9 protein-coding genes, 1 other RNA gene and 1 pseudogene are annotated in these 10,066 nt (G+C 64.8%); 9 read left to right on the top strand and 2 right to left on the bottom strand.

Annotation, left to right across the window (positions count from 1 at the left end; translation table 11 throughout):
- Window positions 1-818, bottom strand: an 818-nt coding sequence (locus CF68_RS28445) for a class II glutamine amidotransferase (protein ID WP_035825546.1), incomplete at its 3' end; no start/stop codon positions are given.
- A 139-nt stretch (window positions 819-957) separates the two neighbouring features.
- Here CF68_RS28445 and CF68_RS28440 point away from each other — a divergent pair.
- The 5 genes from CF68_RS28440 (at window position 958) to rnpB (ending at window position 5,637) form a co-directional block, all read left to right on the top strand.
- Window positions 958-2,031 (top strand): tartrate dehydrogenase, encoded by a 1,074-nt coding sequence (locus CF68_RS28440; protein ID WP_035825544.1) that lies wholly within the window; start codon window positions 958-960, stop codon window positions 2,029-2,031.
- Window positions 2,028-3,335 carry a glycerate kinase gene (locus CF68_RS28435; protein ID WP_035825542.1) on the top strand — a complete coding sequence of 436 codons (1,308 nt, stop codon included), beginning with the start codon at window positions 2,028-2,030 and terminating at the stop codon, window positions 3,333-3,335. The genes CF68_RS28440 and CF68_RS28435 overlap by 4 nt, the downstream gene beginning before the upstream one ends.
- 44 nt (window positions 3,336-3,379) lie before the next feature.
- Entirely contained in the window at window positions 3,380-4,414 is a 1,035-nt protein-coding gene (gene pyrC, locus CF68_RS28430; RefSeq protein WP_011614536.1) for a dihydroorotase, read from the top strand.
- A 20-nt stretch (window positions 4,415-4,434) separates the two neighbouring features.
- Window positions 4,435-5,262, top strand: coding sequence for a DUF3025 domain-containing protein (locus tag CF68_RS28425; RefSeq protein WP_035825540.1), 828 nt, complete (start codon window positions 4,435-4,437; stop codon window positions 5,260-5,262).
- 34 nt (window positions 5,263-5,296) lie between these two features.
- Window positions 5,297-5,637: RNase P RNA component class A (gene rnpB, locus CF68_RS35615), an RNA gene on the top strand.
- 54 nt (window positions 5,638-5,691) lie between these two features.
- On the opposite strand, the gene CF68_RS28420 is transcribed toward rnpB, so the two are convergent.
- Window positions 5,692-6,114 (bottom strand): OsmC family protein, encoded by a 423-nt coding sequence (locus CF68_RS28420; RefSeq protein WP_013955568.1) that lies wholly within the window; start codon window positions 6,112-6,114, stop codon window positions 5,692-5,694.
- Window positions 6,115-6,842: 728 nt separating this feature from the next.
- On the opposite strand from CF68_RS28420, the gene rplM reads away from it, so the two are divergent.
- From rplM to CF68_RS36605, 4 genes and pseudogenes are all read left to right on the top strand, one after another.
- A complete protein-coding gene (gene rplM, locus CF68_RS28415; RefSeq protein WP_010813907.1) occupies window positions 6,843-7,271 on the top strand; it encodes a 50S ribosomal protein L13 in 429 nt (142 codons plus the stop codon).
- Window positions 7,272-7,283: 12 nt separating this feature from the next.
- Entirely contained in the window at window positions 7,284-7,676 is a 393-nt protein-coding gene (gene rpsI, locus CF68_RS28410; RefSeq protein WP_010813906.1) for a 30S ribosomal protein S9, read from the top strand.
- A gap of 255 nt (window positions 7,677-7,931) precedes the next feature.
- Entirely contained in the window at window positions 7,932-8,420 is a 489-nt protein-coding gene (locus tag CF68_RS28405) for a polymer-forming cytoskeletal protein (protein WP_035825538.1), read from the top strand.
- A 1,234-nt stretch (window positions 8,421-9,654) separates the two neighbouring features.
- Window positions 9,655-10,044: pseudogene (locus tag CF68_RS36605) on the top strand (reverse transcriptase N-terminal domain-containing protein); the annotation flags it as partial.
- Between the last annotated feature and the right edge of the window lie 22 nt (window positions 10,045-10,066).

Raw genomic sequence — 10,066 nt, 5'->3', positions numbered from 1 at the left:
GTGTTGGCCGCGTTCTTCGCCTGCACTTCCGGCGGGATCGGCACCGTCAGCGTCATGGTCGGGCGCCCGTCCTCGAACATGATCAGCTCGCCCGGGGCGAAGCGGGTCCAGGTCTCGTTGTCGGTCAGCGGCTGGGTGGCGATCACCGCCACGCGGTCGTCCGGCGTGGTGACCTGGGCGAAGTCGATCGACAGGTCGGCGTCGATCAGGTGCGCGGTCGAGAACGGCCACTGCCGCACGATGTAGTACAGGTGCGTGGAACAGTGCGCGAACTGGGCCTGGCCGTTGCACAGCAGAAAGTTGAAGACCCCGTGCAGCGTGATCTCGCGTGTGATGTCGGCCAGCGCATGGCACAACTCGTTCAGCGGCGGCTGCGAGCCCGGGAAGCGCTTGCGCAGGCCCTGCATCAGCGTGCAGAAGGCCAGTTCGCTGTCGGTGTCGCCCACTGGCTGGTAGACGCCGGACAGGAACGGGGAGAAACCTTTCAGGTCGCCGTTATGGGCAAAGATCCAGTGCCGGCCCCACAGCTCGCGCATGAAAGGGTGGCAGTTCTCCAGCAGCACGGTGCCCTGCGTCGCCTTGCGGATATGCGAGATGACGTTCTTGGACTTGATCGGGTAGCGCTTGATCAGGTCCGCCACCGGCGAGGTGCCGGCGGACTGGTTGTCGATAAACAGGCGGCAGGCCTTGTCCTCGAAGAAGGCGACACCGAAGCCGTCGGCGTGATGGTCGGTCAGGCCACCGCGCGCGGCAAAGCCGGTGAAGGAGAACGTCACGTCGGTCGGCGTGGCGCAGTTCATGCCTAGCAGCTGGCACATATCGGGGCACCGGTCGGCAGCGGGCTGCCGCTTTGCAATAGAATGCAGACATTATCCCGCGCACCCGGGCCGCTGCCAAGCAGCGTCGGCCGGGCCGCGCGCGGCGACCGGCCATCCTGCACGTATCTCCCCAATAACCATGCGCCAATACAAGATCGCCGTGATTCCCGGAGACGGAATCGGCACGGAAGTCATGCCCGAGGGCATCCGCGTGATGGACGCCGCGGCGCGGCGCTTCGGCATCGACTTCCAGTGGGACCACTTCGACTTTTCCAGCTGCGACTACTACGCCCGCCACGGCAAGATGCTGCCGGACGACTGGTTCGACACGCTGGTCAAGTACGACGCCATCTACTTCGGGGCGGTGGGCTGGCCTGATGCCGTGCCCGACCACGTCTCGCTGTGGGGCTCGCTGCTGCAGTTCCGGCGCTCGTTCGACCAGTATGTGAACCTGCGTCCGGTGCGGCTGATGCCCGGCATCAGGAGCCCGCTGGCCGGCCGCCAGCCTGGCGATATCGACTTTTATGTGGTGCGCGAGAACACCGAGGGCGAGTATTCCAGCATCGGCGGGCGCATGTTCCCGGGCACCGAGCGCGAGATCGTGGTGCAGGAAACCGTGATGAGCCGTACCGGCGTCGACCGCATCCTGAAGTTTGCCTTTGAACTGGCGCAGAAGCGGCCGAAGAAGCACCTGACGTCGGCGACCAAGTCCAATGGCATCTCGATCACCATGCCGTACTGGGACGAGCGCGTCGAGGCGATGGCGGCCAGCTACCCCGGCATCAAGGTCGACAAGTACCACATCGACATCCTGACCGCGCATTTCGTCCAGCATCCGGACTGGTTCGACGTGGTGGTGGCCAGCAACCTGTTCGGCGACATCCTGTCCGACCTGGGCCCGGCCTGCACCGGCACCATCGGCATCGCGCCGTCGGGCAATATCAACCCCGACCGCACCTTTCCCAGCCTGTTCGAGCCGGTGCACGGCTCGGCCCCGGACATTGCCGGGCGCGGCGTGGCCAACCCGATCGGCCAGATCTGGTGCGGCGCCATGATGCTGGAGCACCTGGGCCATGAAGCAGCCGGCGCCGCGGTGCTGGGTGCGATCGAGAAGGTGCTGGCCGCAGGCCCCGAACACGCGCCGCTGACGCGCGACATCGGCGGCAAGGCCGGCACGGGCGACCTGGGCCTGGCTATCGCGGAGGCGCTGTGAGCGCGCCGGTCGCGGGCGATCCCCGCGCCTTGCTGCTGGACAGCTTCCACGCCGCGGTGGCGGCGGCCGATCCGCTGCAGATCGTGGCGCAGCACCTGCCGCCCCCGCACGCGGGCGGCCGCACGCTGGTGGTGGGTGCGGGCAAGGCCGCGGCGTCGATGGCCGCGGCGGTCGAGCGTGCCTATGCCGGCAAGGCCACGCTGGAAGGGCTGGTGGTCACGCGCTATGCCCACGGGCTGCCGACCGATCATATCCGCGTGATCGAGGCCGGCCACCCGGTGCCCGACGAGGCCGGCGAGCAGGCCGCCGCCGATATCCTGGCCAGCGTGCAGTCGCTGACGCCGCAGGACCGGCTGCTGGTGCTGGTGTCGGGCGGCGGCTCCAGCCTGCTGTCGCTGCCGGCCGAAGGCATCCCGATGGCTGACCTGAAGGCCACCACCCGGGAACTGCTGCGGTGTGGCGCGCCGATCACCGAGATGAATATCGTGCGCAAGCACGTCTCGCGCATCCAGGGCGGGCGGCTGGCGCAGGCAAGCCGTGCGCCGGTGACCACGCTGATCGTCTCGGACGTGGCCGGCGACGATCCCAGCGCGATCGCCTCGGGCCCGACCGTGGCCGACCCGAGCACCTTTGCCGATGCGCTGGAGATCCTGCGCCGCTGGGGCGCGCAGGTGCCGGCCAGCGTGCAGGCCCACCTGGAGCGCGGCGCCCGCGGCGAGGTGCCGGAGACGCCCAAGCCGGGCGACGCGCTGTTCGCCCGGGTCGACAACCGCATGATCGCCACCGCCCATGGCAGCCTGCAGGCGGCCGCGACGCTGTTCCGCGAACGCGGCATCATGCCGGTGGTGCTGGGCGATACCGTGACCGGCGAAGCGCGCGAAGTGGCCCGCGTCTACGCTGCGCTGGTGCGCGAGATTCGCGCGTACAATGCGCCGTTCGCCGCGCCCGTGGCGCTGATTTCCGGAGGTGAGTGCACGGTCACTTTGCCTGCCGGCGGTGGCGCCGCAAAGGCACGGGGCGGGCGTTGCTCCGAATTCCTGCTGTCGCTGGCGGTCGAGCTTGACGGCATGCCCGGCGTGCATGCGATCGCGGCCGATACCGACGGCATCGATGGTTCGGAAGACAATGCCGGTGCGCTGGCCGATCCGACCACGCTGGCGCGGGCCGCGGCCGCTGGCCTGCCGGGGCTGCGCCAGCTGGACGCGCACGACGCCTGGGGCCTGTTCGATGCCATCGACGACCTGGTGGTCACCGGCCCGACGCGCACCAATGTGAACGACTACCGCGCCATCCTGATTCTCTGATTTCGACGAACGCCCGCCGCCGCCGCGGCAGGCCCAAGCTAGCCATGACCCAGAAGCTCACCATCACCCGCCCGGACGACTGGCACCTGCACCTGCGCGACGGCGCGGCCCTGGCCGCCGTGCTGCCCGACACCGCGCGCCAGTTCGCACGCGCCATCATCATGCCCAACCTGAAGCCGCCCGTGACCACGGTGGCGCAGGCGCAGGCCTACCGCGCCCGCATCCTGGCGGCGCTGCCGGCCGGCCTGCAGTTCGAGCCGCTGATGACGCTGTACCTGACCGACAACACCACGGCCGAAGAGATTGCCGCGGCGAAGGCCAGCGGTTTCGTGCACGGCGTCAAGCTGTACCCGGCCGGCGCCACCACCAACAGCGACGCCGGCGTGACCGATATCCGCCGCTGCTACCCGGCGCTGGAAGCGATGCAGCGCGCGGGCCTGCCGCTGCTGGTGCACGGCGAGGTGACCGACCCCAGCATCGACATCTTTGATCGCGAAGCCGTCTTTATCGACCGCGTGATGACGCCGCTGCGCCGCGACATGCCCGAGCTGAAGGTGGTGTTCGAGCACATCACCACCAAGGACGCGGCCGAGTACGTGCGCGACGCCAGCGGCCCGGTCGGCGCCACCATCACCGCGCACCACCTGCTCTACAACCGCAACGCCATCTTCACCGGCGGCATCCGCCCGCACTACTACTGCCTGCCGGTGCTCAAGCGCGAGACCCATCGCGAGGCCCTGGTGGCGGCGGCGGTCTCGGGCAGCCCGCGCTTTTTCCTGGGCACCGACAGCGCGCCGCACGCGCGCGGGCTGAAGGAGCACGCCTGCGGCTGCGCCGGCTGCTATACCGCGCTGCATGCGATGGAGCTGTATGCCGAGGCCTTCGACGCCGCCGGCGCGCTGGACAAGCTGGAAGCCTTTGCCAGCTTCAACGGTCCGGCCTTCTACGGCCTGCCGCGCAACACCGGCACGCTGACGCTGGAGCGAGAGGACTGGGAACTGCCGGCCGAGCTGCCCTATGGCGACACCACGCTGGTGCCGCTGCGCGGCGGCGAGACGCTGCGCTGGAAGGCCCGCTAAACCCTGCCGAGGCCTTGCCCATGCAGGTACAGGCGGGCGACGAGCCCTTCGTCGCCGCGCTGGCCGGGATCGACTGGTCCCGGCCGTGGTTCCAGCCGTTTGCGGCGCAGGGTGCCGCGCTCGCTGCGGCCGTGCAGGGTGGCGCCGATCTGCGCGCGCTGCTCGACGCCCGCGCCGGCCAGCTTGGCCTGCGCAATGCGCGCGGCTTGCCGCTGCGTTTTATCGCCCAGCATGACTTGCCCGAAGGCAGCGCCTATGAGGCGCATATCCATGCCACGGGCGAGATCCCGACCCGCGACAATCTCCACGATTTCTTCAACGCGCTGACCTGGCTGCATTTCCCGCAGGCCAAGCGCGTACTCAACCAGATCCAGGCCGAGATCATCGCGCGCGAAGGCGTGCAGACCACGCGCGGCGGCGTGCGTGATGCGGCGACCCTGTTCGACGAGAATGCGGTGCTGTTTGTCAGCGCCGATCAGGACCTGGCGGATGCGCTCAAGGGGTTTGCGTGGCAGCGCCTGTTGGTCGAATCCAGGCCGGCGTGGGGCAGGGCCTGCACGGTGGTGCCGTTCGGCCATGCACTGCTCGAAAAACTGGTGCAGCCGTACAAGTCGGTCACTGCGCATGCGTGGGTGCTGCCGCTGGCGCCGCAGCAGGCGGCAGGCCCGTCGCTGGACGACATGCTGGCGCAATCCCTTGCCGCTGCGGCCCAGGCTGGCGCGCTGCGCGGCGGGCGCAGTTTTTCGCCGCTGCCGGTGATGGGCATTCCCGGCTGGTGCAGCGATAACGCCGAACCTGGCTTCTATGCCGATACCGCGGTGTTCCGGCCGGGACGGCGCGCCGGCTGAAGGCGCCGCCAATCGGTGTTAGACTGCGGGCCGCAAAGCAGGCCAGGCAACCGCTGCCTGCACCGCAAGGTGCAGGGGGAGGAAAGTCCGGACTCCACAGGGCAGGGTGTTGGCTAACAGCCATCCACGGCAACGTGCGGAATAGGGCCACAGAGACGAGTCTTGCCGCCGGGTTCGCCTGGCGGGAAGGGTGAAACGCGGTAACCTCCACCTGGAGCAATCCCAAATAGGCAGGCGATGAAGCGGCCCGCTGAGTCTGCGGGTAGGGAGCTGGAGCCGGCTGGTAACAGCCGGCCTAGAGGAATGGTTGTCACGCACCGTTTGCCGCAAGGCGGGCGGGGCGCACAGAATCCGGCTTATCGGCCTGCTTTGCTTCTTCTTCCGGCATGACCCGGCGCCACCACGGCGTACCGGGTCTGCATCTTCCCTTCAGGCTTCGACGATTTCCAGCGTGTGCGTGATCTCGGCCGTCTTGGCCAGCATGATCGACGCCGAGCAGTACTTTTCGTGCGACAACTTGATGGCACGCTCGACCGTGGCGGGGTTGAGATTCTTGCCGGTCACCACAAAATGGAAGTTGATGCGGGTGAAGACCTTGGGGTCCTCGCCGGCGCGCTCGGCCTGCAGCTGCACGCTGCAGCCGGAAACGTCCTGGCGGCCGCGCTTGAGGATCAGCACCACGTCATAGGCGGTGCAGCCGCCGGTGCCGAGCAGCACCATCTCCATCGGCCGCGGCGCCAGGTTATGGCCGCCGCCTTCGGGCGCACCGTCCATCGCCACGATATGGCCGCTGCCGGTCTGGGCCACGAAGCTCATGCCGTCCGCGCCCATCCATGTTACTTTGCATTCCATTTTGTTCGTTCCTGTCGTTTATATTGTGTGCTTCCGATCACAAGCGCGTGATCTCGAATCTTGCAATTCTCAGTATATGGCATCGTCAAGCTTGGGCTGCTGACGCCCATACCCCTATGAAATCCGAGGGTTTCCTCTAGTATGACAGTTCAATGACATACCTGGATGTTGAATAAGTCATTGATTTTGAATTGAAATCGCCTGTCTGGCGCGTCACGCTTCTCTTTCCGCAATACGAAATTGCATTCCGCAGTGCAAATTCCCCTTGCACTGGGGAAAACCCCATGTATAATTTGAATCATTGAACGACGGCACTGACAGCGCGCCAGAGTGCGAAAGCGAAGCCCCAGGGCAAGCCCCCTCCGCACCGCCCGCCAGTCTCTCCGTCGATCTCCCAGTGTCTCCTCCACCCTCCTCCTTTGGTGGATTCAAACCCAAGCTCAACAGCTTGGGTTTTTTTTCGCCCCTGCGTCCTGGCGCGCCGTGCACGGCAAAGTGCGCGAGGCTGCCCTGGCTTGCCCCCTCCATGGCAGCGACCTTGACGAAAAGATCAGTCTTTGCTTGTGCGGTTCCGGCGGCCGCCAGTATAATGGAAGGCTTTCCGTCATACCCGCGGAAGAAAGAGCAGGATCAGGCCAGCCTTCACGGGCCAGCCACAAGACTTGCAGGGGCGAGTACAAGCCTTCGCGAGTCGGATTTCGGGTACGAACTAATAGTCAGGAAAAATCATGAAGACCTTTTCCGCCAAGCCTCATGAGGTAAAGCGCGACTGGTACGTGATTGACGCGACGGACAAAGTCCTCGGCCGTGTCGCCAGCGAAGTGGCACGCCGTCTGCGCGGCAAGCACAAGCCGGAATTCACTCCGCACGTCGACACGGGTGATTACATCATCATCGTCAATGCAGCCAAGCTGCGTGTCACGGGTACCAAGGAAACGGACAAGAAGTACTATCGCCATTCGGGCTACCCGGGCGGTATCTACGAAACGACGTTCGGCAAGATGCAGCAGCGTTTCCCGGGCCGTGCCCTGGAAAAGGCTGTGAAGGGCATGCTGCCGAAGGGGCCGCTGGGCTATGCGATGATCAAGAAGCTGAAGGTTTACGCCGAAGCCGAGCATCCGCATGAAGCGCAGCAGCCCAAGGCGCTGGAAATCTAAGGAGGCCAATCCATGATCGGTAACTGGAATTACGGTACTGGCCGCCGCAAGAGCGCTGTGGCTCGTGTCTTCATCAAGTCGGGCAAGGGCGATATCATCGTCAACGGCAAGCCCATCAAAGAGTATTTCGCTCGCGAAACCTCGCTGATGATCGTGCGCCAGCCCCTGGAACTGACCGCTCACGCTGAAACGTTCGACATCAAGGTCAACGTGACCGGCGGTGGCGAAACCGGCCAGGCCGGCGCAGTGCGCCACGGCATCACCCGTGCCCTGATCGACTACGATGCGACCCTGAAGTCGGCCCTGTCGAAGGCTGGCTACGTCACGCGCGATGCACGTGAAGTCGAACGTAAGAAGGTCGGCTTCCACAAGGCGCGTCGTCGCAAGCAGTTCTCGAAGCGCTGATGCGTTTTCGCGGGTCCGGTACTGCGGGACCTTGCGAGACCAAAAAAACCGCACGCTGGCCGTGCGGTTTTTTTTCGCCCGCAGGGTACGGAAATACTCTGGCCTGCCGAAAAAGCTATTGGGCAGCCATACTTTTGTGGGGTATGGGCTGCGCGCGGCTACAATCACGCCCTGTCGCCATCGGCAAGTGCTGCTTGCCGGCGCGAATGCGCCACGGCCGGAGGGGTCGGCACGAACGAGAGAGGAGTGAGAGTGATGCTGTTTTCGAAAAAGAAGGGCCTTTCGATCGATACGCTGATCGGCGAAGACACCGCCATCGACGGCGACCTGGTGTTTGCCGGCGGCCTGCGCCTGGACGGCCGCGTGCGCGGCAACGTCTCTGCGGCGCCGGGCAAGCCGAGCATGCTGGTGGTCAGCGAAAAAGGTATGGTCGAGGGCGAGATCAGCGTCGGGCACCTGGTGCTCAACGGTACCGTCAAGGGCCCGGTGCAGGCCACCGACCTGCTCGAGCTGCAGCCGCATGCCCGCGTGCTCGGCGACGTGCGCTATGCGGCGCTGGAAATGCACCAGGGCGCACTGGTCGAAGGCCGCCTGATGCCGCTGCTGCAAGGCGAGATCAAGGCGCTGCCGAACCTGGTCGAGGCGGCGCCGGTGGCTGAAGTGACGGAAGGGGCGGACGAGGCTGCCGTCACGGACCATGCAACGCCCGCTGCCGACGCCCATCCCGCTGAAAAGGCCGCCTGAGCGGCACCCACCATGCCGGGAACCCCTTGAAAGCACAGGGTTTCGGCACGATCTTCCAGTAGCGCTTAGAATACAGGCGTATCGTGCGACACGCACTATCGTGTCCGGGCAGCTCCAACGTAAGGAGCATCGACCTATTGTTGGGACCAGGAAAGGCTTCGGCCAGACCGTCCAAACCCAACCATTTTCTTGCTCAGACGAACTCAGCCTAACAGCCGGGGGAGTCCGATGTCTGCGGCAGCCGGAGTATTGGCGATCCATCCGCGGCTTGCTTTTTGCTGGATGAATTTTCAGCCATTGCCCAAGGGCGGGACGCTCGCCTTTGGGCGAGTTTCTCTGTAAACGCCCCTCCACGGAGGGTGCGGGTGGTTTCGCAGCGTCTGTCTTTTGCTGCGAAGTCGCTACACAGCATCTGAACCGACCCAGCCGGGTCGGCGCTGCATTTCCTTGGGACGGAGGTCCGGGCTCGCCAGAGTCCGCCACTGTCAAGCGCTTGCCAGTATGGGAGCACATCAGGTCAGGAAGTGAGGTCCCGGAGCGCAAGCTCTGCGCGTTATGGTTCGGTTGAATGCGCCCGTGAGGGTGTTTCGATAGAGAACCTGCTATGCGACTAGCAGTAGCCTAGGGAGACATGCGTCACTGGTAACGGTGGGGTGGGAAGCTCTCCTGACAATGTTCCCCCTGAAAGGGTGTCGCCTAGTCGTGAGACTGGACGGCAGAGACTCCGAGCAGCAATGGGGTTGAGGAGCTAGGCTGGCTGGTATGGGTAACGTATGTGAACTGCTGGTAAACGTCGTCAGTATTGAGATGCCAAAGCTGCTGATAGGCATCAACCAAAAGGTGTGCGGTTGGTTGTTCCGCTGGTACGCCGGAACACGTCGCCATACAACCGCCGGCGGAAAGGCAGGCCCTAACCCAGTCGTGTAATGCGCAGGGAACGTGGTAAGCCCGTATGGCTGCCGGAGCGCTTGGCTCAGGCAGGCGAACCGCAAGGAACGCTGTTGGCTGTGCGGGTATGGGAGGTTGGAGAAAGCGAATGCCGGGCTGTAATGGCTCGGATAGGGGTTGAAACATCATCCCACGCGAAAGCGGGCAGACTTCCAACTGGTCAATCGTCGCAGGACGGCTGACTGATCTCGTTTGTTTAAATTTTCTTTCCCTGAGGGGCAACACGTCCCCGAAGGGGCGTGCTGTCTCTTGATGTTGGGGAAGATCCTCAAGATAGGAGGGCAGCATGGAAGCATTGATCCGCAAGGATGAATCTGCGCTCTCCGGCGAGCCGCAAACCTGGGGTGCCATTGATTGGCGCCGCGTGGAGCGGAACGTCCGAGAGATGCAGATTCGAATTGCGAAGGCGACACGGGAAGGGGACTGGCGTAGGGTGAAAGCCCTGCAACGGTCTCTGACCCGCTCGTTTTCTGCTAAAGCATCGGCAGTGAAACGAGTGACGGAGAACCAAGGTAAGCGAACGGCAGGCGTCGATCGCGAAAAGTGGGACTCGCCTGAAACCCGGTGGGCAGCCATCGGGCGGTTGAAGCGCCGGGGGTACAGACCTTTGCCATTAAGGAGGGTTTTCATCCCCAAGTCGAACGGGAAGGAGCGCCCTCTGGGCATTCCGACGGTGATCTCATAATGCACCTCTCACA

The sequence above is a fragment of the Cupriavidus sp. SK-4 genome (genome assembly GCF_000611125.1).
GTDB lineage: Bacteria > Pseudomonadota > Gammaproteobacteria > Burkholderiales > Burkholderiaceae > Cupriavidus > Cupriavidus necator.
This window is presented reverse-complemented; position numbering and strand designations above follow the sequence as displayed.